The 26,931-nt window shown below is 72.7% G+C and carries 23 protein-coding genes and 7 tRNA genes; 11 read left to right on the top strand and 19 right to left on the bottom strand.

What is annotated here, in order from left to right; all coding sequences use genetic code 11:
* Positions 1-31: 31 nt before the first annotated feature.
* The 3 genes from thrS to ACIRQH_RS20390 form a co-directional block, all read right to left on the bottom strand.
* A complete protein-coding gene (thrS, locus tag ACIRQH_RS20400; RefSeq protein WP_388868583.1) occupies positions 32-2,008 on the bottom strand; it encodes a threonine--tRNA ligase in 1,977 nt (658 codons plus the stop codon).
* A gap of 113 nt (positions 2,009-2,121) precedes the next feature.
* Positions 2,122-3,348: a hypothetical protein gene (locus ACIRQH_RS20395; protein ID WP_388868586.1), complete on the bottom strand. Its 1,227-nt coding sequence runs from the start codon at positions 3,346-3,348 to the stop codon at positions 2,122-2,124.
* The gene (locus ACIRQH_RS20390) at positions 3,345-3,911 is read right to left on the bottom strand and encodes a DUF4365 domain-containing protein (protein WP_358817231.1); all 567 of its coding nucleotides are present in this window, start codon (positions 3,909-3,911) and stop codon (positions 3,345-3,347) included. The genes ACIRQH_RS20395 and ACIRQH_RS20390 overlap by 4 nt, the downstream gene beginning before the upstream one ends.
* Before the next feature lie 170 nt (positions 3,912-4,081).
* On the opposite strand from ACIRQH_RS20390, the gene ACIRQH_RS20385 reads away from it, so the two are divergent.
* Entirely contained in the window at positions 4,082-4,810 is a 729-nt protein-coding gene (locus ACIRQH_RS20385; RefSeq protein ID WP_358817230.1) for a 3'-5' exonuclease, read from the top strand.
* Between the two features lie 65 nt (positions 4,811-4,875).
* On the opposite strand, the gene ACIRQH_RS20380 is transcribed toward ACIRQH_RS20385, so the two are convergent.
* Both ACIRQH_RS20380 and ACIRQH_RS20375 read right to left on the bottom strand, forming a co-directional pair.
* Positions 4,876-4,947 (bottom strand) — tRNA-Val (locus ACIRQH_RS20380).
* A 39-nt stretch (positions 4,948-4,986) separates the two neighbouring features.
* Positions 4,987-5,433: an SRPBCC family protein gene (locus tag ACIRQH_RS20375; protein WP_404226763.1), complete on the bottom strand. Its 447-nt coding sequence runs from the start codon at positions 5,431-5,433 to the stop codon at positions 4,987-4,989.
* A gap of 175 nt (positions 5,434-5,608) precedes the next feature.
* On the opposite strand from ACIRQH_RS20375, the gene ACIRQH_RS20370 reads away from it, so the two are divergent.
* On the top strand, positions 5,609-8,272 hold the full coding sequence (locus tag ACIRQH_RS20370; protein WP_404226762.1) for an SCO7613 C-terminal domain-containing membrane protein: 2,664 nt from the start codon (positions 5,609-5,611) through the stop codon (positions 8,270-8,272).
* 1,414 nt (positions 8,273-9,686) lie between these two features.
* Here ACIRQH_RS20370 and ACIRQH_RS20365 read toward each other — a convergent pair.
* Positions 9,687-9,758: transfer RNA gene (locus ACIRQH_RS20365), tRNA-Val, on the bottom strand.
* Between the two features lie 81 nt (positions 9,759-9,839).
* A complete protein-coding gene (locus ACIRQH_RS20360; protein ID WP_358817227.1) occupies positions 9,840-10,274 on the bottom strand; it encodes a TIGR02611 family protein in 435 nt (144 codons plus the stop codon).
* A 191-nt stretch (positions 10,275-10,465) separates the two neighbouring features.
* On the opposite strand from ACIRQH_RS20360, the gene ACIRQH_RS20355 reads away from it, so the two are divergent.
* Positions 10,466-10,879 carry an SsgA family sporulation/cell division regulator gene (locus ACIRQH_RS20355; protein WP_003959770.1) on the top strand — a complete coding sequence of 138 codons (414 nt, stop codon included), beginning with the start codon at positions 10,466-10,468 and terminating at the stop codon, positions 10,877-10,879.
* 221 nt (positions 10,880-11,100) lie between these two features.
* A complete protein-coding gene (locus ACIRQH_RS20350; protein ID WP_358817226.1) occupies positions 11,101-11,658 on the top strand; it encodes a CGNR zinc finger domain-containing protein in 558 nt (185 codons plus the stop codon).
* A gap of 149 nt (positions 11,659-11,807) precedes the next feature.
* On the opposite strand, the gene ACIRQH_RS20345 is transcribed toward ACIRQH_RS20350, so the two are convergent.
* The gene (locus ACIRQH_RS20345; RefSeq protein ID WP_179165490.1) at positions 11,808-11,960 is read right to left on the bottom strand and encodes a hypothetical protein; all 153 of its coding nucleotides are present in this window, start codon (positions 11,958-11,960) and stop codon (positions 11,808-11,810) included.
* A gap of 247 nt (positions 11,961-12,207) precedes the next feature.
* The gene (locus ACIRQH_RS20340) at positions 12,208-12,669 is read right to left on the bottom strand and encodes a hypothetical protein (RefSeq protein ID WP_358817225.1); all 462 of its coding nucleotides are present in this window, start codon (positions 12,667-12,669) and stop codon (positions 12,208-12,210) included.
* Positions 12,670-12,838: 169 nt separating this feature from the next.
* Between ACIRQH_RS20340 and ACIRQH_RS20335 the strand changes: the two genes are divergently transcribed.
* Entirely contained in the window at positions 12,839-13,369 is a 531-nt protein-coding gene (locus ACIRQH_RS20335; protein ID WP_358817224.1) for a DsbA family protein, read from the top strand.
* A 98-nt stretch (positions 13,370-13,467) separates the two neighbouring features.
* Here ACIRQH_RS20335 and ACIRQH_RS20330 read toward each other — a convergent pair whose 3' ends face one another.
* From ACIRQH_RS20330 to ACIRQH_RS20320, 3 genes are all read right to left on the bottom strand, one after another.
* Entirely contained in the window at positions 13,468-14,292 is an 825-nt protein-coding gene (locus ACIRQH_RS20330; protein ID WP_404226760.1) for a GNAT family N-acetyltransferase, read from the bottom strand.
* Between the two features lie 80 nt (positions 14,293-14,372).
* Entirely contained in the window at positions 14,373-15,194 is an 822-nt protein-coding gene (locus ACIRQH_RS20325) for an aminodeoxychorismate lyase (RefSeq protein ID WP_358817222.1), read from the bottom strand.
* An 84-nt stretch (positions 15,195-15,278) separates the two neighbouring features.
* Entirely contained in the window at positions 15,279-16,325 is a 1,047-nt protein-coding gene (locus ACIRQH_RS20320) for a chorismate-binding protein (RefSeq protein ID WP_388868604.1), read from the bottom strand.
* 156 nt (positions 16,326-16,481) lie between these two features.
* On the opposite strand from ACIRQH_RS20320, the gene ACIRQH_RS20315 reads away from it, so the two are divergent.
* The 5 genes from ACIRQH_RS20315 to ACIRQH_RS20295 all read left to right on the top strand — a co-directional run bounded on the left by ACIRQH_RS20315 (position 16,482) and on the right by ACIRQH_RS20295 (position 16,947).
* Positions 16,482-16,554: transfer RNA gene (locus ACIRQH_RS20315), tRNA-Gly, on the top strand.
* A 39-nt stretch (positions 16,555-16,593) separates the two neighbouring features.
* Positions 16,594-16,667 (top strand) — tRNA-Cys (locus tag ACIRQH_RS20310).
* Position 16,668: 1 nt separating this feature from the next.
* Positions 16,669-16,740 (top strand) — tRNA-Val (locus tag ACIRQH_RS20305).
* A gap of 19 nt (positions 16,741-16,759) precedes the next feature.
* A tRNA-Val gene (locus tag ACIRQH_RS20300) sits at positions 16,760-16,831 on the top strand.
* Between the two features lie 41 nt (positions 16,832-16,872).
* Positions 16,873-16,947, top strand: a tRNA-Val gene (locus tag ACIRQH_RS20295).
* Positions 16,948-17,065: 118 nt separating this feature from the next.
* Here the strand turns inward: ACIRQH_RS20295 and ACIRQH_RS20290 are convergent.
* From ACIRQH_RS20290 to ACIRQH_RS20275, 4 genes are all read right to left on the bottom strand, one after another.
* Positions 17,066-17,368, bottom strand: a complete 303-nt coding sequence (locus ACIRQH_RS20290; RefSeq protein WP_358817220.1) for a zf-TFIIB domain-containing protein — start codon at positions 17,366-17,368, stop codon at positions 17,066-17,068.
* A gap of 74 nt (positions 17,369-17,442) precedes the next feature.
* The gene (locus tag ACIRQH_RS20285) at positions 17,443-18,384 is read right to left on the bottom strand and encodes an aminoglycoside phosphotransferase family protein (protein ID WP_404226758.1); all 942 of its coding nucleotides are present in this window, start codon (positions 18,382-18,384) and stop codon (positions 17,443-17,445) included.
* A gap of 254 nt (positions 18,385-18,638) precedes the next feature.
* Entirely contained in the window at positions 18,639-18,848 is a 210-nt protein-coding gene (locus ACIRQH_RS20280) for a hypothetical protein (RefSeq protein ID WP_358817218.1), read from the bottom strand.
* Positions 18,849-19,088: 240 nt separating this feature from the next.
* Positions 19,089-19,322, bottom strand: a complete 234-nt coding sequence (locus ACIRQH_RS20275; protein WP_081223398.1) for a hypothetical protein — start codon at positions 19,320-19,322, stop codon at positions 19,089-19,091.
* Positions 19,323-19,518: 196 nt separating this feature from the next.
* On the opposite strand from ACIRQH_RS20275, the gene ACIRQH_RS20270 reads away from it, so the two are divergent.
* Positions 19,519-20,835, top strand: coding sequence for a serine/threonine-protein kinase (locus tag ACIRQH_RS20270; protein WP_404226797.1), 1,317 nt, complete (start codon positions 19,519-19,521; stop codon positions 20,833-20,835).
* Positions 20,836-20,871: 36 nt separating this feature from the next.
* On the opposite strand, the gene ACIRQH_RS20265 is transcribed toward ACIRQH_RS20270, so the two are convergent.
* From ACIRQH_RS20265 to cobT, 3 genes are all read right to left on the bottom strand, one after another.
* Entirely contained in the window at positions 20,872-21,690 is an 819-nt protein-coding gene (locus ACIRQH_RS20265; RefSeq protein WP_358817217.1) for an RNA methyltransferase, read from the bottom strand.
* Positions 21,691-21,754: 64 nt separating this feature from the next.
* Positions 21,755-22,987, bottom strand: a complete 1,233-nt coding sequence (gene cobA / locus ACIRQH_RS20260; protein ID WP_404226756.1) for a uroporphyrinogen-III C-methyltransferase — start codon at positions 22,985-22,987, stop codon at positions 21,755-21,757.
* A gap of 155 nt (positions 22,988-23,142) precedes the next feature.
* The gene (gene cobT, locus ACIRQH_RS20255) at positions 23,143-26,811 is read right to left on the bottom strand and encodes a nicotinate-nucleotide--dimethylbenzimidazole phosphoribosyltransferase (protein WP_404226754.1); all 3,669 of its coding nucleotides are present in this window, start codon (positions 26,809-26,811) and stop codon (positions 23,143-23,145) included.
* Positions 26,812-26,931 lie beyond the last annotated feature (120 nt).

Raw genomic sequence — 26,931 nt, 5'->3', positions numbered from 1 at the left:
CCGGGGGCCTCTGGTCGGCTGTGGTCGCGGATCAGACCTGCGCGCGCTCCTCGACGACGCGGGCGATCTTGGCGATCGCCTCGTCGAGCGGGATGCCGTTCTCCTGCGAGCCGTCGCGGTAGCGGAACGAGACGGCGCCGGCCGCCATGTCCTCGTCGCCCGCGATGACCATGAAGGGCACCTTCTGCTTCTGTGCGTTGCGGATCTTCTTCTGCATCCGGTCCGAGGAGGCGTCCACCTCGACGCGCAGGCCCTTCTTCCGGGCCTCCGCGGCGAACTTCTGCAGGTACTCGACGTGCGCGTCGCCGATCGGGATGCCGATCGCCTGGACGGGCGCCAGCCACGCCGGGAACGCGCCCGCGTAGTGCTCGAGGAGTACGGCGAAGAAACGCTCGATCGAACCGAAGAGCGCGCGGTGGATCATGACCGGGCGCTGCTTGGAGCCGTCCGGGCCGGTGTACTCCAGGTCGAAGCGCTCGGGCAGGTTGAAGTCGAGCTGCACGGTCGACATCTGCCAGGTGCGGCCGATGGCGTCCTTGGCCTGCACGGAGATCTTCGGGCCGTAGAAGGCGGCGCCGCCCGGGTCCGGGACCAGCGGGAGGCCCTGCTTCTCGGCGACCTGGCGCAGCGTCTCCGTGGCCTCTTCCCACACCTCGTCCGAGCCGACGAACTTCTCCGGGTCCTTGGTGGACAGCTCCAGGTAGAAGTCGGTGAGGCCGTAGTCGCGCAGCAGGTTCAGGACGAAGGTGAGCGTCTTGTCGAGCTCGTCCGCCATCTGCTCCTTGGTGCAGTAGATGTGCGCGTCGTCCTGCGTGAAGCCCCGGGCGCGGGTCAGGCCGTGCACGACGCCGGACTTCTCGTACCGGTACACGGTGCCGAACTCGAAGAGGCGCAGGGGCAGTTCACGGTACGAACGGCCGCGCGCGTCGAAGATCAGGTTGTGCATCGGGCAGTTCATGGGCTTGAGGTAGTAGTCCACGCCCTCGTCGAGCTGCATGGGCGGGTACATGCCGTCGGCGTACCAGTCCAGGTGGCCCGAGGTCTCGAAGAGCTTCCCCTTGGTGGCGTGCGGGGTGTAGACGAACTCGTAGCCCTCCTCCTCGTGCCGGCGGCGCGAGTAGTCCTCCATGACCCGGCGGATGATGCCGCCCTTGGGGTGGAAGACGGCGAGGCCGGAGCCGATCTGTTCCGGGATGGAGAACAGGTCGAGTTCGTTGCCCAGCTTGCGGTGGTCGCGCTTCTCGGCCTCGGCGAGGAACTCGAGGTGCGCCTTCAGCTCCTCCTTGGAGGGCCAGGCGGTGCCGTAGATGCGCTGGAGCATGGGGTTCTTCTCGCTGCCGCGCCAGTACGCGGCGGCGTTGCGCATGAGCTTGAACGCCGGGATGTTGCGGGTGGTGGGCAGGTGGGGACCGCGGCAGAGGTCCTTCCAGCACAGCTCGCCGGTCTTGGCGTCGAGGTTGTCGTAGATGGTCAGCTCGCCACCGCCCACCTCGACGTCCGCGCCGTCGTCCGAGGACGCGGAGCCCTTGATGCCGATGAGCTCCAGCTTGTACGGCTCGGCGGCGAGCTCCGCGCGGGCGTCCTCGTCGGTGACGACGCGGCGGGAGAAGCGCTGGCCGCGCTTCTGGATCTCCTGCATCTTCTTCTCGACGGCCTTGAGGTCCTCGGGCGTGAAGGGCCTCGCGACGTCGAAGTCGTAGTAGAAGCCGTCCTTGACAGGCGGGCCGATGCCCAGCTTGGCCTCGGGGAAGAGCTCCTGCACGGCCTGGGCCATGACGTGCGCGGCGGAGTGGCGCAGGATGTTCAGGCCGTCCTCGGAGGAGATCTCGACGGGCTCGATCTCCTCGCCGTCCCGCACCTCGTAGGCGAGGTCCTTCAGCTCGCCTGCCACGCGGGCGGCGATGATGGTGCGCCGGCCGGCGAAGAGCTCGGCGGCCGTAGTGCCCGTCGTCACCACGCGCTCTTCCCGCTCGGAATCGCGTTGGATGACCACACGGACGTCTGACACCGGACTCTCCTGACTGAAGGCGACGCCACACCACGTACGACATGGGATGGCAATGCCCCGAATCCTACCGAGCCCGGGGACCCGTCCGCGAAAGGGTTGTGGACAGGGCGCCCTCAGTCCCCGCTGCAGGCCTCCTCGAAGAAGGCTGTGGTCTCCGCGGTCCCCTGCCACGACTTCATCAGCCGGTCCCGCTCGGCCTCGTCGACCTGTACCGGGACGACACCGGAGGCGTCCGTGAGCCGCCGGAAGCCGCCGCGGCTCTCCAGCCGTCCGTGCACGCGCACCGGCAGCCCGACCAGATGGGCCTGGCCCGCTATCCGGTAGGCCTCCTCGTCCAGGGTGACCCGTACGTTCGGGACCTCCGCGCCGGCGATGACCCGCAGCCGTACGGTGCCCGCGCCGCGCGGACCCGACCGGCGCATCCTGACGACCGCGCCGGTGATGCGCACGGGGACGGACGGCTCCTCGCGCAGATACCGGGCGCCCGCGTCGCGGAGCACGGGAAGGTCGCCGGGTGAGAACTCGACGGACTCGGCGGGGTTCGCTCCGCCCTCGGGAACGCCTTCGGCGGGCGACCACTCGACGGCGATCCGGGCGCCCTCCGTCCCGCGCACGAGGGCCGCCAGGGCTTCCATCAGCTCGTGGCTGACGCCGGCCTCGACGGCCGCGTCGAAGGCGTCCATCCCGCCGGTGGCCCGCTGGTAGTCGATCGCCTCGCGGGCCGCGTACAGCGCCTCGTGCAGGCGGACGGAGAGCGCCCGGCCGGTGGCGACGGGGACGAACGCGGTGAGGCGGCGGCCGCCCGGTTCGGCGCCGACCAGCACGCTGTCCAGGGAGGCGGCGGCGGACCTGCGGTGCCGGGCGCCGTAGTAGCCGGCACGCGCGCGGGTGGCGAGGGCAGCGGCGAGCAGCATCTGCCGGGCGGCCCCGCGCAGTTGCTCCTCGACGGTCCAGGGCGCGGCCCCCGCGGGGCCGGTGGGCACGTCACGCCACCAGCGGATCTCGTCGCTGGGGACGGCGAGCGCGAGCAGCACGTCGCGTGCGGACGGCGAGCCGCTGCGGGCGAGCGCGACGAGGGCTTCGCCGAGCAGGTCGTCGCTGTCGGGGAAGGCCCGGTTCTCCGGCACCAGCAGGCTGGTGCCGCCGCCCCCGGGCCCTGGTGGTGTCCACCTGCCGTACCGTCCAGGAGCTCCTCCGCGCCGTTGCCAGCCGTGGCGTTGCAGGAGGGCGCCGAGCACGGCCGGGTCGACCTGGTCGGGGGCCGGGGGGTCGTCCCAGGGGGTTTCGGCGGGGTGCGGCCTCACCGGTCGCAGCGGCTCGTCGATCGGGCGGTGTGTCATGGTCTGCCTCCCGTCCCGACCCTCGTCATGATCTCGCAGAGGGCACGGTCGTCGAAGATCCGGGCCGTCGGGATACGGACGGTGGTCCGGTGCCGGCCCGTGATGGCGTGCCCGGCGAGGTTGATCCAGTAGCAGCAGTGCCGCAGGTCGAGCCGGTCGTGGCCGGCGCGCAGCCAGTCGTCCTGGGATCTGGGCACGAGCATCACGACCAGGATCTTGTGCACCGAGACCGGGGTGCGCGCGAGCTTCGCCAGGTGGGCGTTGTCGAGCGTGAAGGAGAACGCGGGCCCCGGTGGGTCGGGCGGGATCTGGTACGTGCACTTGAGCTGCACCTTGATGGTGACTTCGTCGTCGACCGTGTGCCCGGGGGCGCTGTGGCTGACGTGCCAGTCGATGCCGTTGTCGGGAAACGGCTGGGACAGCGAGCAGCCGGCCGCCGCCGCCACGGCGTGCAGGTAGCCCACCTGCAGGGTCTCCATGCAGGCGGTGGTGGCGAGTGAGCCGCGATGGGGTGCCGTCCGCTGGGGCAGCAGCCCGCCCCGTTCGGGCTGGGCGAGTGCCATGAGTCCAACAGCCTTCCAGGCTTGGTGTGTCCGCGCTTCGGGTCGCTGAACTGCAAAGACCCGCACCTCTGTTGTCTCCTTCCGGCGTACGGCGCAAACAGCCCGGGTATCACCAAACGGGCAGAAGACGGTGCGTCAGCTGCCGTGGGTGAACGAGGAGTTGTGTGCGTATGACGTGCTGGTACGAAGGCCCTCTGGCCGCGTTCGACACGGAGACAACGGGCGTGGACGTCGAGACCGACAGGATCGTGTCGGCCGCCGTCGTCGTCCAGGACGCCGCGGGTACCCGCCCCAGGGTGACCCGATGGCTGGTGAACCCGGGAGTGCCGGTGCCCGCGGGAGCGACGGCGGTACACGGGCTCACGGACGAACACCTGCAGCGCAACGGCCGCTGGCCGGCGCCCGTGCTGGAGGAGATAGCGCGCGAGCTGGGCGAACTGGCGGCGGTGGGCCGGCCGCTCGTGGTGATGAACGCCCCGTTCGATCTGACGCTCCTGGACCGGGAGTTGCGCCGGCACCGGGCGTCGCCGCTGGACCGCTGGTTCGATCCGGCGGCGCTGCGGGTGCTCGACCCGCGGGTTCTGGACAAACATCTGGACCGCTACCGCAAGGGCCGCCGCACCCTGACCGACCTGTGCTCGCACTACGACGTCGCGCTGGAGGGCGCGCACGACGCGGCGGCGGACGCGCTGGCGTCGCTGGAGCTGGTGCGGGCGGTGGGGCGCCGGTTCGCGCCGCGGCTCGAACGGCTGTCGCCGGCCGAGCTGCACACGCTCCAGGCGGTGTGGCACGCGGCGCAGGCGCGCGGACTGCAGGCGTGGTTCGCGCGCAGCGGGTCGGACGAGGCGGTGGATCCGGCGTGGCCGCTGCGACCCGATCAGCAGGCGGCCGCCGCCTGAACGGGCACGCGGGCGCGAGCACAACGAAAAACCGGTCCGTCGGTGACGGACCGGTCTTCTCCAGGTGGGCGATACTGGGTTCGAACCAGTGACCTCTTCGGTGTGAACGAAGCGCTCTCCCACTGAGCTAATCGCCCGGGAACGCACCGAACCATACAGGTCCCGGCGGGTGGGGTTCAAACCGCTTCGAGGTAGTTCCTCAGACCGCGTCGTCCCGCGCGCATCATCAGGGCGTGGTTGGCGCGGAAGAAGGGCCGTCCGGGCACGGCCAGGCGGCGCAGCAGTGCCGTGGTCACGCGCACCTCCTGGTCGTAGCGCGCGCGGGTGCCCGGTCCCGTGACGTCGAGGGTCCAGCGCGCCCACCCGTCCAGGTCGCCCGTCATCGCGATCTCCAGGACGCCGGCCGCAGGGTCCCGGCGCGCCTCGCGTGCGGTGAAGGTGATGTCGTACGGCAGGGTGGAGCGGATCCGGATGACGCCGCTGCGGTCGCCGACCGGCGTCACCTCGCGCACCTGGGGCCACCAGAGCGGGTAGTTCTCGGCGCGTTCCAGGGCGGCGTACACGGCGGCGGGATGCGCGGGCAGTTCCCACTCGCTGTGGAAGCGGTAGTGACTCCAGTCCATGGACCGAGTGTGCCCACGCTCGGGCGGTGTCCATGTCCGCGCGTCCGCAGCCCTGTTCGCCGTCGCCCCATGGGCGCCGAATCGCCCTGCCCACGGGGCCGGTCGGCGGATCTGAGTACGGCGTGAGTACGCGGACTCATGTCCCGGACGCATGGCCGGAACCACACTCCGAGGCATGACCCCTATCCCGCCCCCGGCCGAAGAGCTGCGGCTCCTGGACGCCGAGCTGCGGCAACTGGACGCACGCCGGGCCGTGTTGCTGCACCGCCGTGCCTGGCTGGTCCACATGCTGCAGCCGCGGCCCGCTCCGACGGGGCCTCCTCCGCCGCCGGTCCGCCGGCCCGAGGCCACGGCGCCCGGTGTGCAGAACGTGCTCCTGATCCTCGGCGGCGTCCTGCTCACCGTCGCCGCCGTCGCGTTCACGCTCGTGAGCTGGGGCCACCTGGGGATCGTGGGGCGGTCCACCGTGCTCGGCGCGGTGACGCTGGCCGCGCTCGGTTCGCCCGTGCCGCTCCTGCGTCGGGGCCTGCGGTCGACCGCCGAGTCGCTGGCCGGACTCGGCCTCGTCCTGACGGTCCTGGACGCGTACGCCCTGCACACGGTCGCGCTCCCGGACACCGACGGTGTCGGGTTCGCGGCGCTCGCCTCGGCGACCCTGGCCGCCGGGTGGGCCGCGTACGGGCTCACGGTCGGCGCGCGGCGCGGCGCCCCGGGCCGGCAGTCGGTCGGGGTGAGCACCGAGGGGCTCACGCCGGCAGGCCTCGGGCAGGAGCCCGCCGCGAGCGGTGCCGGCCCTGAGGGGTCCGGCGCGGAGGGGTCCGGCCCGGAGGGGTCCGGCGCGGAGGGGTCCGGCGCGGATACCGGCCGACAGGAGTCCGGCGCCGGGCGGGCGAGCGGGGAGGCCGCGTCGGGCGGCCGTGCTGCGCGCCCCGCGAGCGGGGAGGCAGCGTCGGGCGGCCGTGCTGCGCACCCCGCGTCCGGGGCGGTACGGCGTGGGGCCGTGCTCGGCCTGCGGCTGCCTGTCCCGGCCGCCGTGGTAGCCGCCCAGTTCCCGCTCATCCTCTGGGCGGCCGCCGTCGGCGCGGGAGCGCACGCCATCACGGCCGCCCTGCTGGTGACGGCCGCGTTCGACGCCGTGATCGCCCTGCGCGCGCCTTCGACGGTCGTCCGGGTCGTCGCCGCCGCCGGCGCGTTCGGTCTGGGCGGCTGGGGCACGTTCGCCGGTTGCTATCTGTCCTGGACGGCCGACGGACCGAGCGGTGCGGCACGAGCGGCCGCGCTGCTGCTCCTCGCCGCCTCGATCGCCCTCTCGACGGCGTGGGCCGCCGCGAGGCCGGCCGTCGCGACCGGCACCGCCACGGCCGCCGGGCTGATCACGGTCGTCGCGTTCGGCGGTGTGCTGCGCACGGTCCTGCCCGGTGAGTGGACCGTCCCCGCCCATCTGGTGTGCGGGCTGGCCCTGTTGGCGGCCGTTCGGCCCGGGCTCCCGGAGCCGGTGCGCCGCGGGATCGCCGCCGCCTCCGGCTCCGTGCAGGCGCTCGCCGTGCTCTGGGCGCTGCCCGTGGTCGTGGTCTCGCTCGTCGGACCGCTCGCCCAGGCCGGCGGGGTCTGGTCAGGTGCCCCGGCGACCGCGCGGGACGCGGTGACGAGCGGTCTGCCCTGGCCGCGGGACGCGCTCACGGCACCGCTCGTCCTCGGCCTCGTCGCAGCCGTCCTGGTGGTCACGGTCCGCTCCGCGGCGTGGCGTCCGCGGGCTCTGACGGGCGCTCTGGTCCTGGCGTGGTCGACGGCTCTCTCGCTCCCGGCCGCCCTCGAACTCCCTTATGCGGCAGGCCTTTCCGTCCACGGACTGACGACGGTGGCCCTGCTGGCGCTCGCCCGCCGCACCCGTCCTCCGGTGATCTCCGTGGTCCTGGCCCTGGTCACCTCCGTCGATCTCGCGTTCCTGGCGCTGGCCTCCGAGACCGCCACCCTGTCCGTGTTCGCCGCGCTGGCCGTCCTGTTCGCGGTCACCGCCCGACAGCCCGGTCTCGGTCCGGTCGGGGCGCCCGCCGCCCTCGGTCACCTCGCCGCCTCGGCCTGCGCGGTGGGCGCGTCCCTCGGCTGGCAGCCTCAGCACACGGCCCTGCTCGTACTGGCGGTCCCCGTCGTGGCCGCCCTGCTCGCGGCACGCCTCGCCGACGTGCCGACGACGGTGTCGGTCGAGATCACCGGAGCCGTCACGGCACTGCTCGCCGTCACGCTCGCCGTCACCGACCCGCCGATGCTGGCCACGGTCCTCGCACTGTGCGGGGTCATCGCCGCGGGCACGGCCGTACGGGAGGACCGTCGGTCCGTCGGCTACGCGGCTGCCGCCCTGTTCGTGCTGGCCACCTGGGTGCGGCTGGCGGCCTGGGACGTGACGTCCCCGGAGGCCTACACGCTGCCGGTGACCGTCCCGGCGCTGCTCGTGGGCGTGTTTCGGCGCCGCGAGGACCCGGCGGTGTCGTCCTGGACCGCGTACGCGCCGGGCCTGTCCGTGAGCCTCTTCCCGAGCCTCCTGGCCACCTGGGCCGATCCGCAGGCGCTGCGCCCCCTGCTGCTCGGTGCGGCGGCGCTCGCCGTGACACTGCTGGGCGCCCGGCACCGCCTCCAGGCGCCGCTGCTGCTCGGCGGCACGGCGCTCACCCTGGACGCGCTGCACGAACTCGCGCCCTACATCGTGCAGATGGTCGACGCACTCCCCCGCTGGGTGGCACCCGCGCTCGCCGGTGTGCTGCTCCTCGCTCTGGGCGCCACGTACGAGCAGCGGATCCGCGACGCCCGGCGCGTGCGGGACGTGCTGGGACGGATGGACTGAACGACGAGCGGGCGATCCGCCACCGCGGCGCCGGTCGGCCCTCGGCCACCGGCGCCGTCGGACATCTCGGTGTAGCTGTCGAGACAGAACCGCCCGGTACCGCTTCCGGGAATTCGGAACGCTGTCGCCGGTATTGGCACGGGAGCGCCGGGCGGCTGTCGCGCCCGTCGCCCGACGGCGGAAGCTCCCAGTCCACCGGGCCGGCGAGAGATGGCCGACGGCCGCTCCCCGACCCCGACGCATTTCCGCACCGGGGCCACCAGGGCGTATCTCCGGCGCGTCGGGCGGCGGGTGCTTGACGAACGCGCCACGGATCGCCTTGGGTACGCCACGAAGATTCGGCCGCCACTCAACCCCTCCCCCTGACGGCGCCCGCTCACCCCCAAGCGCCGCCCCGCCGTGGAGAAGTGACACGGCGTCGGGAAGGCCCGGAATACCGAACTGTTTTCCGTCCGTCGGGTCCGCCCTTCTCAACTCCGGTTGGGCGATTTTACGAGCCGAATAATATTTCCCACACATATCCGCGAATTGAGCCGAACGGACTCCCGTTCTTGTCGTACTTCCGCAGAAATCAGATGGCGTTCCGAAATGCGCACACCACATTCCACGGAGTTCCGGGCACAAGAAGTCTCCTGGGAAGTCCCCATAATCCGGGAAGTCCGCTTCCCCAGCCCTTCGGAAGCTTCCGCTTGTTCCCGGAGGGACGGGTCACGGACCTCCTGCCACCTCGGCCGACCCCGGCAGACACCGCCTCACATAACGGACCGTCACGGTCCGTTCCTGGAACCGCCACTGTCCGCCGCGTCACGGTGGAGCCCACCGGTGATTCGGACAGGACCGGGATGCGCCCCACCCTGTCCGCGTTCTCACGACCGTGCGACGAGGCCGGCACCGACGGACGGGACTCCGCAGGTCGGGCGCACACGATCGATTGATCGAACATCTTTCGCATCATGGGGCGGAGGGGGCGCACGGCCGAAAACATACGGCCGTCGGCGGCGTTGGCGAAGCACCTCGGAACGGAGCGTGAGGAGGGGGACTCGACGCTCGGCGGACGCCGCACCCGCGAAAGCGGGAGGCGAGGCGCGGAACGGCCGATCCGAACGGGCCGGACGACGCCCTCGGGTCGCGCGCGGATCGAGGACGGCGGGGGCCGCGCCCAGCCCCCGCCGCCCTCGATCAGTTCGTCCCGCGTGAACCGGCGGGGTCCGTGCGCTCCGGCGCGGAGCGCCACGGGCCGACCACCCGGAGGCCCCGGCCGGGTCCAGGGCAGGACCGAGGCAGATGACCTGGGCACATTCGCTCGGCGTCGGCTCCGGCGCGGGCCGCGGCCGCCGCGTACGGCGGGCTCCCCTCGTGACAACGAGAACGGCTCCGGTCCACGATGTCGTGGACCGGAGCCGTTTCGTACAAGTGGGCGATACTGGGTTCGAACCAGTGACCTCTTCGGTGTGAACGAAGCGCTCTCCCGCTGAGCTAATCGCCCGGGCGCAGAGAGAACATTACCCCATGTCAGGGGATGGCTTCGACCAGCGCGGACGCCCCGCGGGGGCCCGGTCCCGCCCGGTCACTCCTTGATGTTCCAGGGCATCTCGAAGCCGAACTTCCAGACGTACACGCCGACGAGGACGGCCACGATCACGAGGCCGATCGCCGTCAGGATGATGTTGCGACGCCGGACCCTGGGGTCGAGCGCCCGCTGGGTGGCCTCCGTGACCTTGCGCTTCGTCCAGCGGAGCACCAGCTGGGCCCAGACGAACTCGGTCGCCCAGATCGCCATGCCGCCGAAGATCACCAGCCAGCCGGGGCCCGGCAGCGGCAGCATGACCACGCCCGCGCCGACCACCGCGAGCCCCACGACGAAAACGCCGACCTGCCAGCTCACATGCAGGGCGCGCCGCGCCTTGATGAATTCCGGCGCCCGCGAACCGAGCGCTCGTTCATTCTCCGCCTCGTCGTCCGCCATGGCGACCTCGCCCGGCTCGTCACTCCCCGTATTCATACGACCAAACCCTACCCGAGAGAAACCGGTCACCGGAATGGCCCTATCCGGCGAAGGCACCCTCGGCCGGATGAGTTACATAAAGACACGCAAAACCCTCAGAGGGGTTTACAACGGCACCGTAGGTGGCATGTCGATTTCGCCGACGTGCGAATCCCCGAGCGCACACTGAGCGAAAGGCCCTGGCGCTTATGAACACCACGGTCAGCTGCGAGCTGCACCTGCGCCTCGTTGTGTCGAGCGAGTCCTCACTGCCTGTACCCGCAGGACTGCGGTATGACACGGCCGATCCCTACGCCGTGCACGCCACCTTCCACACCGGAGCCGAGGAAACCGTCGAGTGGGTGTTCGCCCGCGACCTCCTCGCCGAGGGCCTGCACCGGCCCACCGGTACCGGCGACGTCCGAGTCTGGCCGTCCCGTAGCCACGGCCAGGGCGTCGTATGCATCGCCCTGAGCTCCCCGGAGGGTGAAGCCCTGCTCGAAGCCCCCGCGAGGGCCCTGGAATCCTTCCTGAAGCGAACGGACGCAGCCGTGCCCCCGGGTACGGAACACCGGCACTTCGACCTCGACACGGAGCTCTCACACATCCTGGCCGAGAGCTGACGCGTCTCCACAGAGCCGCCCGGCGCCGTCCACTCGGGGAGACGGCTCGGGCCTAGACAACCGCATAGGGATGACACCGGCGCCGGCGTCGCGGAAAGTCCGCGGCGGCGGCGCCGGTGCGTGTCCGGGGCCCCACGCCCGTCTCCGTCCGGCCGGGAAGCACTACGATCGGCCAGCATCGGACGGGCGCCCTCGCCCGGCCCCAGGCCAGGGAGCGAATCGTGCTGATCACCCACGACACCCGGTGCTCACTCGACACCGTGGTGGATCTGGTGAACACCGCGCCGGAGGACGAGACGACCGACGGGCTCGCGGACGTCCCGCGCCTCGCGGATTTCGTACGAAAGCACGAGATCAGTGATGTCGGGGTGCTGTCGGCGGACGATCTCGCCGCCGTGCACCGGATCCGCGGCCGGTTCGCCGCGATCTTCGCGGCCGACGATCCCCGGACCTCCGCCTCCCTCATCAACGAGCTGATCGCCACCGCCGGCACCACGCCCCGTCTGACGGACCACGACGGCTACGACTGGCATGTCCACTACTTCGCGCCGGGCGCCTCGGTCGCCGACCATCTCGCGGCCGACTGCGGGATGGCGCTGGCCTTCTTCGTGGTCGCCGGGGAACAGGAGCGGCTGCGCCGCTGCGAGGCCCCGGACTGCCGGCGGGCCTTCGTCGATCTCTCCCGCAACCGCTCGCGCCGCTACTGCGACAGCCGTACCTGCGGGAACCGGCTCCACGTGGCCGCATACCGGGCGCGCCGCAAGGAGGCCGCGGGCTGAGCCGCGCCTCGGGGCTCTCGGGTCATGCCCGAGGCACCGGGAACGGGTGGAGCGGGCGAGACGGCGGGACACGAGGGCCGGCCGTCCTTATCGGGGGGACCGGACCGACGGAGCCCTCGGCGGGTGACGCCAGGGGCTCCGTGTACAGCTCAGAGCAGCAGCAGGTCGTGCAGCGAAGCCATGAGTAGCAGGCAGCCGATCACTGTCAGGAAGATCATCAGCGGCGGCTGGGAGAGCGCGAAGAGACAACCTCGCCGCTCCTTGGGCGGGGCGGCGGTGTCGCTCGGTGTTGTGTCCAGCATCTCGCGGGCGATGATGACGCAGGCAGCACCCGCTGCGCGATCAACACGCACGGAATATACGGGAGTTCGCTGGATCATGTGACGGGCGTGCCCGAACCTGAACGGTTCCGTACGTTCCGTGCGCCCCGCGTGCGATCTTGTGGCAGGTCGGCCCCCGGCTGCCGTACCGCTCCGGCACCGCGCTTCCCGGATCGGACGGATCGGACGGAGTGCCGCCCTGACGGGCCGCTTCGCCGGTGCCGTGCTCTCAGATGCCGTGCTTCTTCAGGATCGCCTCGATGTCGCTGAAGTCGTCGCCGGAGCCCTCGGAGCGCCGCGGCTGCGCGGCGGGCCGGGCCGCGGGCTGGGCCGCCGGCCGGGAGGCCTGGCCCAGGGACGGAGCCGAGGCGGCCGGAGCGACCGCGTCACGCTCCGCGGCCGCCTTCGCCGCCTTGCGCTCCTTGCGCGTCCCGCCGCCGCGCCGCTCCACGGCACGGGTGATCATGAAGAGGAGCCAGGCTCCGCCGAGCACCACGAAGCCGGCCCACGCGGTCGGACTGAAGGCGGTGTCGGCCAGCCAGCCGACCACACCGGTCATGACCAGGCCGATCGGCACCAGCGAGTACGCGGCGATCCGGGCCGCCGACAGGAAACGCTTGCGGTAGGCCGTGACCGCGGCGATGCCGAGGCCGGCGACGGAGACGGCTGAACAGACGGTCTCTGCAATCATCCGGTCCTCCAGGCAGGGCTCGGTCGAACGGGCGGTTCGTCCCTTCCATCCTGCACCGTCACCCACCCCCGGGGCCACGCCCCGAGCCAACCTCAGGGACATCTCGGGGATGCCCTCCTCCCCAGGTCCCGGTTGGTCCGCCCCCTTCCGGGGCTGGAAGACTGGACCCATGAACGACTCCCCCGCCTCCTCCGCCCAGCCTCCGGCCCCCGTCGTCCTGGACGTGTGGTGCGAGCTGCAGTGCGCCGACTGTCGTGACGCCCTCGCCGATCTGCGCGCCCTGCGCGCCCGCTACGGCGACCGCCTGGAGCTGCGGCTGCGGCACTTCCCGCTGGAGAAGCACAAGCACGCGTTCGCCGCGGCGCAGGCCGCCGAGGAGGCCGCCGAGCAGGGCAGCGCGTGGCCGTACGTCGAGGCCGTGCTCGCCCGTGCGGCGGAGCTGGACCGCAAGGGCGAACCCCTCCTGATCGAGATCGCCCGGGAACTCGGCCTGGACGCCGAGGAGTTCGACACGGCGCTGATCGACGGCCGGCACATCCTGATCGTCGACGCGGACCAGGCCGAGGGCAAGGCGATCGGCGTCACCGGGACACCGACGTACGTCATCGACGGGGAGCGGCTGGACGGCGGCAAGAGCCAGGAGGGGTTGCGCGAGCGCATCGAGGAGATCACCGACCGGCTGCTCGCCGAACAGGCCTGACGACCCGCCCGGGACCGCCCAACGGGCCTACGCCGAGGGTGACTTGGCGTGCCGGCCCGGGGCCGGACGGTTCTCGCGGCCGGCTGCCACCCGGCCGGCTACAACAGGTCCTTGTAGAGGTAGTACTCCGTCGTCGCGTAGCCGAGGGACTCGTAGAGCCGCTCGGCCGGGAGGTTGCCCGCGAAGACGTTCAGCGCGAGGCGACGGAATCCGGCGGCGGCCGCCTGCGCCTCGGCGAGCAGCATGAGCGTCCGGCCGTGGCCGTGGCCGCGGTGGTCCTCACGGACGGCGACGTCGTAGACGAAGGCGCGCTCGTCCCGGTGGCCCAGCCACAGTTCACCCACCGGGGCGCCCTCGTGCTCCAGCACGGTCAGGCGCGCCCCTGCGGTGTCCGGACCCTGCGGCAGCGCGCGGCCGAAGTCCCGGTCCGCTTTGGTACGCGCCTCGCTCTCGGGCAGGCCGCGTCTCACCCAGTCCCGCGCGTACTCCTGCCGGCCGGTCCGGTCCCAGACCTCGTACTCGACGTGGTTCATGGGCCGTTCGGCACTGCCCGGCGGCAGGGCGGGCGCCGTGCCGTCGAGAGCCTTCTCCATGGCGCGGTTGCGCAGGACATATCCGAGCGCCCGCGTCAGCCCGAGTGCCCGGGGGGCGTCGCCGGGGACGGCCACCTCGATCTGCCGGCAGCCCCAGCCGCGTGCCACCTCCTCGGCGGCCAGCGCGGCCACGGTGCCCCGGCCGCGACCCCGGTCGGACTCCTCGACGCGGAGATCGTGGATCTTGGCGAAGGCCGGCCCGAGCTCGGGGCTCGTCGCCAGGTGGACCGCACCGACCGGGCGACTGTTCACGCACACCTGGTAGCGGCGTGAACGCGTCCCGTCGTCGGCGAGCTGAAGCGGCTCGGTCGGCCGCAGGGTGGTGGTCATCAGAGGAGTTGTACCCCCTGCGGCGTGCGAGGTCAGCCGAATTACCCCACGATCAGGGGCGGATGGCCGCCGCGGACCGGTCAGGGATCGAGGTCGTCGCCCGCGCGCTCGTCGAAGACCCGCATCGCCTTGGCGGTCACCGGGCCCGGCGCGCCCGGCAGTTCACGTCCGTCGACCCGGTGCACGGCCTGCACGTCGCGCAGGGTGGACGTGAGGAAGACCTCGTCGGCGCGCTCCAGGACGTCCAGCGGAAGGTCGGTCTCCCGGGCGCCGGTCCATTCGACGGCGAGGGCGCGGGTGATGCCGGCGAGACAGCCGGAGGCCACGGGCGGGGTGTGGATCTCTCCGTCGAGCACGACGAAGACGTTCGACCCGGTGCCCTCGCAGAGTCGGCCCACCGTGTTGGCGAACAGCGCCTCGGACGCGCCGTGTTCACGCGCGCGGGCCAGGGCGACGACGTTCTCGGCGTACGAGGTGGTCTTGAGGCCGGTCAGGGCGCCGCGTTCGTTGCGGGTCCAGGGGACGGTGACGACGGCGGTCGCGTCGGGCCGCCGGTCGGAGGCGCCGAGTGCGACGACGAGGGTCGGTCCCTGATCTCCGCGGTCGGAGCCGAGCGGGCCGTGGCCGCCGGTGTAGGTGATGCGGAGCCGTCCGAGCGGCATCGGGTTGGCGTCGATGACGGCGGCGCAGGCGCGGCGCACCTCGTCGGCGTCGGGTTCGGGCAGCCCGAGGCCGCGCGCGGAGCGGGCCAGCCGGTCGAGGTGACGGGTCAGCGCGAACGGCCGGCCGTGGACGGCCTTCACGGTCTCGAAGATGCCGTCACCCACGGTCAGCCCGTGGTCGAAGACGGAGACGCGGGCGGTGTCGATGTCCTGCAGCCCGCCGTCGAGCCAAAGCTTCACTGGTTACCTCGCATGAGAGTGCCGGACACGTCGTCCGGCGTGGCGTCGTCGCCCCGGTGGTGTGTGCGGTGCCCCGGGCCCGGCTCAGGGGGTGGCAGTCCCGTCACCCGCGTCGTACTCTCCCGACGCTACCGCGAGCAGCCGGAACGCCTTCAGCTCGGTCTCCCGCCACTCCCCCTCGGGGTCGGAGCCCCAGGTGATGCCGGCTCCGGTGCCGAAGCGCAGGACGGCGTCGGCCCGGTCGATCCAGAAGGTGCGGATGCCCACGGCCAGCTCGCCGGTGCCGCGGTCGGCGTCGACCCAGCCGATGCCCCCGCAGTACGGGCCGCGAGGCACGGTCTCCAGGGTGTCGATGATCCGCAGGGCGCTGGACTTCGGCGCTCCGGTGACGGAACCGGGCGGGAAGGCGGCCCCGAGGAGTTCCGGCCAGCCGGCGTCCGCGCGCAGCTCGCCGTGGACGCTGGACACGAGATGCACGAGTCCCGGGTGCTTCTCGACGACACACAGGTCCGGCACGGTCACGCTGCCGGGGACACAGACCCGGCCGATGTCGTTGCGGACGAGGTCCACGATCATGACGTTCTCGGCGTAGTCCTTCTCCAGGAGGTCAGCCTCGGTGCGTCCGGTGCCCTTGATCGGCCCGGACTCGACCACACCGCCCGCGCGGCGCAGGAAGAGTTCCGGAGAGGCCGTGGCCATCTCCACGCCGTGGGCGGGCAGCCGGATCGTTCCCGCGTACGGGGCCGGGTTGCCGCGGGCCAGCAGGGCGGTCAGCGCGTCCACGTCCGCGTCGGGCGGGACGGGCGCGGACAGGACCCTGCAGAGGTTCGCCTGGTAGACCTCGCCGGCGGCGATGTGCTCGCGGATGCGGCGTACACCCGCCGTGTACGCGGCGCGGTCGAGGGACGACGTCCAGTCACCGGCCCCGGGTCCGTGCCATCGGCCGGGCACCGGCGCGGGTACCGGCTCCCGGCGTACGTCGCGGAAGCGGGCGCAGGTCAGGCGCCCCTCGAAGTCGGCCGCGACGGCCCAGAAACCGGCCGAGTCCAGGGCGGCGGGATCACTGGTGACGTCGAGGAGGCCGGTCGCGACGAGACCGCCGAAGCGGGCGAGAGGAGGGAGGTCGAGCACGCAGCCGAGTCTAGAGCGGGTGTCCTGCGGGTGCCCTGACCGTGTCCTCGGGTGGACAGAGCGCAGCACGCTGCACAAACGCGTTTTTGTGCTGGCCCGGGAATCCGCTAGAGTTCAACTCGTCGCCGGGCCGCGCAAGCGGAACGGAAACGACAAGCGGACGTAGCTCAGTTGGTAGAGCGCAACCTTGCCAAGGTTGAGGTCGCCAGTTCGAACCTGGTCGTCCGCTCGCAGGAAGTGGGGGATCTTCCCGAACCCCCGCACTCCTGGTGGAGTGGCCGAGAGGCGAGGCAACGGCCTGCAAAGCCGTCTACACGGGTTCAAATCCCGTCTCCACCTCCAAGGACGATTAGCTCAGCGGGAGAGCGCTTCCCTGACACGGAAGAGGTCACTGGTTCAATCCCAGTATCGTCCACTGGTCCGCAAGGATCCCCGCGCGATTAGCTCAGCGGGAGAGCGCTTCCCTGACACGGAAGAGGTCACTGGTTCAATCCCAGTATCGCGCACGCAGTATCCGCAGCAAGCGTGGCTCATCACCGCGTGACCTGCGCGATTAGCTCAGCGGGAGAGCGCTTCCCTGACACGGAAGAGGTCACTGGTTCAATCCCAGTATCGCGCACCACCCGAAGCCCCCGACCGTCTCGTACGGTCGGGGGCTTCGTCGTGCTCCGGCCGTGACGGCGTGCCGGGGCGCGCACGGCGAAGGGGCCCCTCCGTTTCGGAGGGGCCCCTTCGGTCGTTCAGGACGAGAAGAGCATGTGGCCGAAGCTCTTGTGACGCTGATGGCCGCCGTGCCCGCCGTAGTGGCCACCGCCGTGGCCGCCGTGCTGCGGGGCTCCCCACGCGGGCGCGGGGGCGGACGGGTACGCCTGCGGGGCACCCTGGGGCGGCGGCGCGGGCTGCGACCACTGCGACTCCACGCGCGTCAGCGCCTCCAGCTCGCCGTAGTCGAGAAATATCCCGCGGCAGCCGCTGCACTGCTCGATCTGGACGCCATTGCGGTTGTACGTGTGCATCGGCGCATGGCATTTCGGACACTGCATGCTCGGCTCAACTCCTCGCCGGTCGGTACTGCTTCCGCCAGGACAGACACTGCCCGGCTTCGGTCGGTTGCACCCTACGTCGCGAAACCTTGACCCAACTCGGGTGGTTCGCCACTCATTCGGTCACAGGCGTCGACGACTGCCTGCTGCACCTCGTCCAACGGCCGGTCCGCCGCTACGGACTTGGCGACGGCCAGGGCCGCCGTCTGCACGGTGAGGGCACGGGCGGCGACGTCCAGGGAGGGCCAGGGATCGCCCACGGCGGGGACGGCCGGGCCGCCCGCGTCCTGGTACGCGCTCAGGAAGCGGAGCCACTCGTCGGGCGGGAGCAGTCCGCAGGCGTACCAGGCGGCCGGCCGGGCCAGGTCCCAGGCGGGGTCGCCGGCTCCGAGGTCGTCGACGTCGATGAGGACCCAGGGGCCGTCCGGCGCGGGATGGCGGACGAGCTGTCCGAGGTGCAGGTCGCCGTGGCAGAGCGTCGTGGCGGTCATCGGGGCCCGCGCGCGGGCCCAGTCGGGCAGGCCGGCCCAGGCCCGCAGCACGGGAGCGGCACCCGGGTGCGAGCCGGCGGCGCGCAGGCGGGCGATCGCGCGGGCGGCCTTGAGCGGCCCCCGCATGGGCGGCAGGCCGCCGGGGACGGGAGCCCGGTGCAGTCGGGCCAGCAGGGTCGCGGCAGCCTCCCACGGGGCCGCGTCGGGGGTGTCGGGGTCGACGGGACTGCCGTACGGCCAGAGGGTCACCTGGCGGCCGAGGAGGCCGGCGGGGGTGCTGTCCAGCGGAGGCAGGAGGACGCCGGGGAGTGCCGCGGCCACGGACAGGCGGCGGGCGAGCGCGGCGGGGTCGGTGTCCGGGGCGTGGGCCTTGGCGACGGTCTCGCCGTGCCGGACCACGGTGCCGTCGTCCCGGTCCGCGAGCAGCGTGTCCTCGGCCGCGCAGGAGCAGTCCGGGTCCGTCGCGGGGTGGGCCGCGTGCCGGGCGCTGGCGGTGAGCGCGGGCAGCAGGGTGTCTGCGGTCACGGGTCCCCCTGAGGTAGTACGACGTCTGCCGGTGAGCGTACGCAGGTGAGGGAAGGGTGGAGGGCCCGGACCGCGCCTCGCGGGACCGTGCCCCGGGGCGCCGGGCGTTACGCCTGCGGCGGGAAATGAAGAATGCCCGCGCAGCTCCCCAGCTGCGCGGGCATTCCTCGTGCCGTCCGCCGCACCCCCGTCCCCACGGGGTTTCATGGCCGGATGTCCCCGCCCGGACCGCTCTTCCGGGCCTGGGGCGCCGCTCAGCGCCCCAGCATCACGCCCACGGACGACGCCTGTGTGACCACTGCTTCCCAGCCGCCGAAGACGACCACGAGCAGGGCCGCCAGAGGAAGAACCATCGCTGTCGCCACCAAGGGGTGGCGCTGCCCTTGACGACGGGTGCCGAACGCTGCGCCGTACGCCCTGCGTCCCTGCGTGCGGAGCGCTGTCCGCGGTGCCGTCGGGGCCATGGTCCCTCTCCTGACCGAGCTTCTGTTGTGGTTGGCAGCGGCGGGTGCTTGACCTCGGGGGACGAGTGCTGCACCCGCCGCTTGACCTCAAATCTAGGGGCGCGGCGAGGACAGGTCGTCATGCCCTCGTACCGATTGCCGGGCCTCCCGGAGGATGAGCGATGACCTGCGGACTACTCCCCTGGGTGGAGACGAGGACCTAGGTCTCAGGGTCTTCCCGGAGAGGGTGTCCGAAGTGTCCTACTGTTCCGAGCTGTCCTCGCGGGGCACCGGCTGCTCGACGAGCGCCAGCACCCGAGTCGCCATGAAGCGGGCGGTCCGCACCACTGATCCGCTTCGGGTGACTTCGCTCACTTCCACCACCCCTCGGCGCACCGCCGTCTCCACCCGGCGACCCGCCCTGCTGGCCACCACCTCGTACGTACGCGTCGTGTCCCCTGCGTCCACGACTATCTCCACGCGGTCACCCTTCATGGGCTCAATCCCCCTTCTGCGACAGGTGGTTGGGATCACGAGCTCCCCAAAGAGGTCCTGGGCGCACGCTCCCTGACCACCTTTCAAGTTTCCCACCCGGCACTGACAATCGATCGGGACGAGAGGGCGCGGCCTCTGCGCGCACCCGGCCGCGGAAACGTAAGCTGTGGCTCGTCAAACGGACCGGGCAGCGGGGATGGACATGGCGATGATGCGCCTGAGGCGCGAGGACCCGCGTGTCGTCGGCTCGTTCAGGCTTCACCGACGGCTCGGCGCGGGCGGGATGGGCGTTGTCTACCTGGGCTCCGACCGGCGCGGACAGCGCGTCGCACTGAAGGTGATCCGGCCGGATCTGGCGGAGGATCAGGAGTTCCGCTCGCGGTTCGCCCGCGAGGTCTCGGCGGCCCGTCGGATCAGGGGCGGCTGCACGGCGCGGCTCGTCGCCGCCGACCTGGAGGCCGACCGGCCGTGGTTCGCCACGCAGTACGTGCCCGGCCCCTCCCTGCACGACAAGGTCGCGGAAGAAGGGCCTCTGTCGGCCGCCGACGTGGCCGCCGTCGGTGCCGCCCTCTCCGAGGGGCTCGTCGCGGTGCACGAGGCGGGCGTGGTCCACCGCGACCTCAAGCCCTCGAACATCCTGCTGTCCCCGAAGGGGCCGCGGATCATCGACTTCGGCATCGCCTGGGCGACCGGGGCCAGCACGCTCACGCACGTCGGTACGGCCGTCGGCTCACCCGGCTTCCTGGCACCCGAGCAGGTGCGCGGCGCGGCCGTCACCCCGGCCACGGACGTGTTCGCGCTCGGGGCCACCCTGGCGTACGCAGCGACCCAGGACTCGCCCTTCGGACAGGGCAGTTCCGAGGTCATGCTCTACCGGGTGGTGCACGAGGAGCCCCACTTGCAGGGTGTGCCGGACGCGCTCGCGCCGCTCGTCCGCGCCTGCCTGGCGAAGGACCCCGAGGAGCGGCCGAGCACGCTCCAACTGTCGCTGCGGCTCAAGGAGATCGCGGCACGCGAGGCGCAGGGCATGCCGGACGTACGGCCGCCGGCGCCCCGCAACGACCCGGACCGTCCGTCGGGCCGGCTGGCCGAGCAGTACGCCGAGCAGCGCACCCAGCGGCGCCCGCAGGGCACTCCCCCGCCGCGCACCGGAGGGACGAGCGGCGGATCACGGTCGGGGGCGCGTCCCGCTCCGGCCCGCAACACCGGGCGTTCCGGCAGCAGGCCCGCGCCCAGGAGCGGCGCCGGGCGGCCGGGGCCGCGGACGACCGGCACGGGCCGGCGGCCCGCCAACCCGCGGCTGCTGCGCCAGCGCCTGTTCGTCTTCGTCGTGGTGACGCTGCTGGTCGCGCTGGGTATCGCGGTCGCCCAGGGGTGCCAGGGTCCGGCCCGGGGGCTGGACGGCGGGGACCCCGGCAGGGACGTGCGCCGGGAGCAGCCGTCGTTCACACCGCTGCCCACGGACGACCTCATGGCCGACACGTACCGCGGTGACATGCACCTGGACGGCTGAGCGCGCGGGCGGCCGGTGGCCGTCCGCGCGTGGCCGTCAGCTCTCGGGGCGGCCGGTGGCCACGGCGTAGAAGGCGACCGCCGCCGCCGCTCCCACGTTCAGGGAGTCGACCCCGTGGGCCATCGGGATGCGGACCCACTCGTCGGCCGCCATCAGGGCGCGGGTGGAGAGCCCGTCGCCCTCCGCGCCGAGCATCAGCGCGACCCGGTCCATGCGGTGCGGGGCCGCCTCGTCGAGGGACCTGGCCTTCTCGTCCGGAGTGAGGGCGAGCAGGCTGAATCCGGCGTCGCGGACCGAGTCCAGGCTCCTCGGCCAGGCGTCCAGCCGGGCGTACGGGACGGAGAAGACCGCGCCCATCGAGACCTTCACGGAGCGACGGTAGAGGGGGTCCGCGCAGTCCGGCGAGAGCAGGACCGCGTCCATGCCGAGGGCGGCGGCGGAGCGGAAGATGGCGCCGATGTTCGTGTGGTCGTTGACCGACTCCATGACGACCACCCGGCGCGCGGTGCGCAGGAGTTCGTCCGAGGTGGGGAGCGGCTTGCGCTGCATCGAGGCGAGGGCTCCGCGGTGCACGTGGTAGCCGGTGACCTGCTCGGCGAGCTCCGGGCTGACCGCGTAGACGGGCGCCGGGAGTTCGTCGATGACGTCGCGCATGACGTCGACCCACTTGGCCGACAGGAGCATGGAGCGCATCTCGTACCCGGCGTCCTTGGCACGTCTGATGACCTTCTCGCCCTCGGCGATGAACAGGCCCTCCGCGGGTTCGCGCTTGCGGCGCAGTTCCACGTCGGTCAGGCCCGTGTAGTCGCTCAGACGCGGGTCGTCGGGGTTATCGACGGTGATGAGATCGGCCACAGGGTGATACTGCCTTGTCCTGGGTGTGGTGCCAACGGCTGGGAACGGGTTGGGTTACCCGTGGTTACTGAGGGGTTCCGGGGCCCGCGTTGACGACCTCGCCGATGACGATGACCGCGGGCGGCCGCACGTCCTCGGCGCGGACGGTCTCGGCCACGGTGGCCAGGGTGGCGTCGACGCGGCGCTGGGCGGCCGTCGTGCCCTCCTGGACGAGGGCGACGGGGGTGTCGGCCGGCTTGCCGTGCGCCATGAGGGTCTCGGCGATCCTGCCGATCTTGTCGACCCCCATGAGGACGACGAGGGTGCCGCGGAGCCGGGCGAGCGCGGGCCAGTCGACGAGCGAGCGCTCGTCGTCCGGGGCGACATGGCCGCTGACCACGGTGAACTCGTGTGCGACACCCCGGTGGGTGACCGGGATGCCGGCCGCGCCCGGGACCGAGATCGAGCTGGAGATGCCGGGGACGACCGTGCAGGCGATGCCCGCCTCGGCGAGCGCCTGGGCCTCCTCCATGCCGCGGCCGAAGACGAACGGGTCGCCGCCCTTCAGCCGGACCACGGACTTGCCCTGCTTCGCGTGCTCGATGAGCGCGTTGTTGATGGCCTCCTGGGCCATGTAACGGCCGTACGGGATCTTCGCCGCGTCGATCACCTCGACGTGCGGCGGGAGTTCGGCGAGCAGGTCGCGGGGGCCGAGCCGGTCGGCGATGACCACGTCGGCCTCGGCGAGCAGGCGGCGGCCGCGGACCGTGATGAGGTCCGGGTCGCCGGGTCCGCCGCCGACCAGGGCGACACCGGCGGTCCGGGTGCGGTGGTGCGGCGCCACGAGGGTGCCGTCGCGCAGCCCCTCGACCACGGCGTCACGGATCGCGGCGGTGTGGCGGGGGTCGCGGCCCTTGGCGTCCGTGGTGAGGACGGCGACGGTCACGCCCTCGCTGTGGCCGGTGGCCGGGGTCCAGGCGGTCGCCCGGTCGGCGTCGTCGGCGCGGACGCACCAGACACGGTGGCGCTCCGCCTCGGCGGACGCGGCGGTGTTGGCGTCCTCGTCGGTCGTGGCGATCAGCGCGTACCAGGCGTCGGCGAGGTCGCCCTCCTGGTACGCGCGTCGGGTCCAGGTGATCTCGCCGGCGTCCGCCATCGCCTCGACCGACGGGGTCGCCCCCGGTGACACGAGGTGGATGTCCGCGCCTGCCGCGATGAGCGCCGGGAGCCGTCGCTGGGCCACCTGGCCGCCGCCGAGGACGACGACAGGACGTCCGGTCAGGCGGAGGCCCACGGGGTAGGCGGGGTGTTCGGCCATGGAGGTGCGGCTCCTCGTACGGGCAGGCGGTACGGACGGGCGCGCTGCGACATCGGAGCTGCCCTGACGTGGGGATCTTAGGTGCGCGTCCAGCCTACGGCGGAGCCGGGTGGGCGGCGTGGAACGCCTGCCCACCCGGTCCGCTGCCGGTGGACCTACTTCTCGGTCACACCGGCCGAGTCGAACGTGGCGACCTCGTGCATGGCACGGGCCGCGCTCTGCACCACCGGGAGGGCCAGCAGGGCGCCGGTTCCCTCGCCGAGGCGCAGGTCGAGGTCGATCAGCGGGCGCAGACCCAGCTTGTTCAGGGCGGCCACGTGACCGGGCTCGGCGCTTCGGTGGCCGGCGATGCAGGCGGCGAGGACCTCCGGGGCGATCGCGCGGGCCACCAGGGCGGCGGCGCCGGCGCTGACGCCGTCCAGGATCACCGGCGTGCGCAGGGACGCGCCGCCGAGGAGGAGGCCCACCATGGCCGCGTGTTCGAGTCCACCGACGGCCGCGAGGACGCCGATGGGGTCGGCGGGGTCCGGCTGGTGGAGCTCGACGGCCCGGCGGACGACCTCGGTCTTGCGGGCCAGGGTCTCGTCGTTGATGCCGGTACCGCGTCCCGTGACCTCGGAGGGGTCGGCGCCGGTGTAGACGGCGATCAGGGCGGCCGACGCGGTGGTGTTGGCGATGCCCATCTCACCGGTGAGCAGCGCCTTGTTGCCGGCGGCGACGAGGTCTCGGGCCGTCTCGATGCCCACCTCAAGGGCCGCCACGACCTCCTCCCGGGTCATGGCCGGACCGGTCGTCATGTCGGCGGTGCCCGCGCGGACCTTGCGCGGCAGCAGGCCAGGAGTGGCCGGCAGGTCGGAGGCGACGCCCACGTCGATGACGCAGACCTCGGCGCCCACCTGGTTGGCGAAGGCGTTGCAGACCGCTCCGCCGCCCAGGAAGTTGGCCACCATCTGCCCGGTGACCTCCTGCGGCCAGGGCGTGACGCCCTGCGCGTGCACCCCGTGGTCACCGGCGAAGATCGCGACGGCGGCCGGCTCGGGGATCGGCGGCGGGCACATCCGGGACAGGCCCGACAGCTGTGCGGAGATGATCTCCAGCATGCCGAGGGCGCCCGCGGGCTTGGTCATCCGCTTCTGGCGTTCCCACGCCTCGCCGAGCGCCTTGGCGTCCAGGGGGCGGATGTTGGAGACCGTCTCGGCGAGCAGGTCGTGCGGCTCCTCGCCGGGCAGCGCGCGGCGGCCGTACGTCTCCTCGTGCACGACCCAGGACAGCGGGCGGCGCTTGGACCAGCCGGCCTGCATCAGCTCGGGTTCGTCAGGGAACTCGTCGACGTACCCGACACACAGGTAGGCGACGACCTCCAGGTGGTCGGGGAGCCCGAGGGCACGGACCATCTCGCGCTCGTCGAAGAAGCTGACCCAGCCGACGCCGAGGCCCTCCGCGCGGGCGGCGAGCCACAGGTTCTCGACCGCGAGGGCGGAGGAGTACGGGGCCATCTGCGGCTGGGTGTGCCGGCCCAGGGTGTGCCGGCCGCCGCGGGTCGGGTCGGCCGTGACGACGATGTTCACCGGGGTGTCGAGGATGGCCTCGATCTTCAGTTCCTTGAACTGCTTGGCGCGGCCCTTGGGAAGCGACTTGGCGTAGGCCTCGCGCTGACGCTGGGCGAGTTCGTGCATGCTGCGCCGGGTGTCGGCGGAGCGGATGACGACGAAGTCCCAGGGCTGGGAGTGGCCGACGGACGGCGCGGTGTGCGCGGCCTCCAGGACCCGCAGGAGCACGTCGTGCGGGATCGGGTCGCTGCGGAAGCCGTTGCGGATGTCACGGCGCTCGCGCATCACCCGCAGCACCGCCTCACGCTCGGCGTCGTCGTAGCCGGGGGCCGCCGGGCCGCTGGACTCTCGTACGTCTTCCACTGCGGCCGTGCTCTCCTCCTGGTCGGCGACCCGGGTGTCCAGGTCCTCCGCGAGCTGCGCTGCGACGGGTTCCGGCTCCACATCGAGCAGACCGGGATCAGCGGTCTCCCCGGCGGCCTCCGCCTCGCGCGGCGCGGGAACGGCCGCCTGCGCGACGGGCTCCGCGTCCGCGTCCACGATCTCGCCGGCCGGCTCCTCCGCCGGTACGGGCGCCGCGACGAACTCGGGCTCCTGGAGCGGCGGCTGCTCCTCCTCCACGGGAAGCGGCGGCACGGTCATGGCGTGCGGCGGGGTGGGCGCCAGGTGCGGCGTGGTCGGCACTTGGCCCTCCACCGGCACGAACCGGCCGAGGGAGTGGTCCGCCGAGGGCTCCGGGGGAGCTCCGGCGAATCCGGGGGCGCCCGTCGCGTCCTGGTAGTGCCGTTCGCCGTGCGGGTGGCCCGGCGCCGGGTGGGGGGCGTCCGCGTGCGCGGCCACCCCGACCGGGACGCCGTGCGGGGCGTGCGCCGCGGCGTCCTCGGCGTAGGCGACGCCGTCGGGCGCGAAGGCTCCGTCCACCCGCAGGGCGGCGCCGTTCGAGGTGAAGGAGGCGTCGGCGAACGTGGCCGGCTCCGTGAACTGCTGTGCCTGGAAGTCGTCGAGACCGTCGACGGGACGGCCGTGCGAGGCGTCGGCGGTGTGCGCGGTGAGGGCCGACAGGGCGGACTCGGACGCGTCGAAGCCGTGCTGGGCGCCGGGCTGCTCGGCGTCCGCCGGGGGTGCCTCTTCCGCGAACGCGACGGCCGGGTCCGGCAGATGACCGTTCTGCTCGGCGAACTGGGCGGGGTGCGCCTCGTACACGTCCTGCTCGGCGGTCTCCTGCGGGGCCTGCGCGGCGACGAGGTCCTCGACCGGCGCCGGGTACGGCTCGGGCGCGAAGGGCTCGACGTCCGCCTGCGCGGGAACGTCCGCCGCGAACACAGAGGGGTCGGTGTCCGTAGGCAGCACCGGCTGGGGTTCCTGGACGGAGTCCGGCGTACCGAGGGTCAGCGGGGTGTCCGGGAACTGCGGGGCGTCGGAGACCTGGGCTGCCGTCGGGGCGTCCGTCGCGGGCGCGGTCTCGGCGACGAGGCTCGCCGTCGGTGCCTGGAGGACGTCCGGGGAATCGACGTCCTGGGAGTCGACGTCCTGGAGGTCGAACGCTGCTTCGCCGGCCTGGGGCGCGGGCGCCTGTGCGGTCTCCGGGGCCTGGCCGTGGTCGAAGGGGGCGGCCGGGAACTCCGGCTCCTGCCCGGCACCCGCGTCGTTCGGCGCCTCGGCGTCGGCGGCGGTCCCGGGGGCCGCGGCCTGCTCCGGGACGACCGTTTCTGCAGCCGGGACCTCGGGACCCGCCTGCGGAGCGCCCCACGGCACGGCGCCCTGCGGCGAGGTGTCCTCCGCGGGCGGCACGTCGAGGTACTCGGGTCCCACGGTCGGCGGCCCCGCGTGCCGCGGCGGGGCGACCGGCGCGGCCATGGGGCCGGGCCGGGAGCCCGCGGGCCCGCGGTCGGCCAACGAGCGTACGGGGCTGGAGGAGCCGTCGGGCGTGGGCGGTCCGAGGTGCAGCGGGCGCCGTGGCGGCACGGACTGCGGAGCGGGGACCTGGCCGCCCGTACGGACGGCGCCCAGCTCGACCGAGCCGGTGTCACGTCCGGCCGTCTCGTGCGGGCCGGGCTCGTGGGCGAACGGCATGGGGGCCGGCGGCGGCACCTCGTTGCCCCACGCGCCCTGGGCACCGGGGGCGCCCGGCAGCAGAAGCAGGTCGTCGTCCTCGGCGGGGCTCACGGAGGGGTCGAGGTAGGTGTACGCGCCCGGCGCGGCGACGCCCGGCTGCTCCACCATGCCTGCGCTCTCCGGCATTCCCTCGCCCGGGACCTGGCCGGTGTCGGTCATGCGTACCCCTCGCCCATCGGTTAGTGCTTCCAAGTCCAGCTCGCCCGGGACGGCGCACCGACCGCCCCGTAGTCAAGAACGAGCGTGCGTGCCCAGCGGCACGAACGACCCGCCAACAAA

It is taken from the genome of Streptomyces sp. NPDC102279 (assembly GCF_044766365.1).
GTDB lineage: Bacteria > Actinomycetota > Actinomycetes > Streptomycetales > Streptomycetaceae > Streptomyces.
The sequence above is the reverse complement of the archived record's forward strand: the minus strand, read 5'-3'. Positions and strand labels throughout refer to the sequence as shown.